The organism is Neobacillus mesonae, assembly GCF_023715155.1.
Taxonomy (GTDB): Bacteria; Bacillota; Bacilli; order Bacillales; family Cytobacillaceae; genus Neobacillus; species Neobacillus mesonae_A.
This window is the reverse complement of record NZ_JAMBNQ010000153.1, coordinates 1-255: the sequence shown is the minus strand read 5'-3', so window position 1 is coordinate 255 and position 255 is coordinate 1. Positions and strand designations below refer to the sequence as shown.

1 pseudogene is annotated in these 255 nt (G+C 39.6%); it reads left to right on the top strand.

The features are described 5' to 3' along the window. Positions 1-255, top strand: a pseudogene (locus M3183_RS26945) (IS3 family transposase); the annotation flags it as partial.

Genomic DNA, 255 nt, shown 5'->3' with positions numbered 1-255 from the left:
CTTTTAGAAGCGGAAAATGAGCTTTTAAAAAAGATTCGAATGTTAGAAAGGGGGCTCGGGAAATAAAGCTTCCTGCCAGTCAGAAATATCTACTGATTCGCGAAGTGATTGAAAGATACAGTCTTAAACACATGGTGAAGTACCTTTGTGAAACGGCTGGTGTCTCGAGAAGTGGGTACTATAATTACTTCTCCGCTAAATCAGTAGAACAAAGGAAACGGCAAGATAAGAAGGATGAAGAGGCTAAAGAAATGA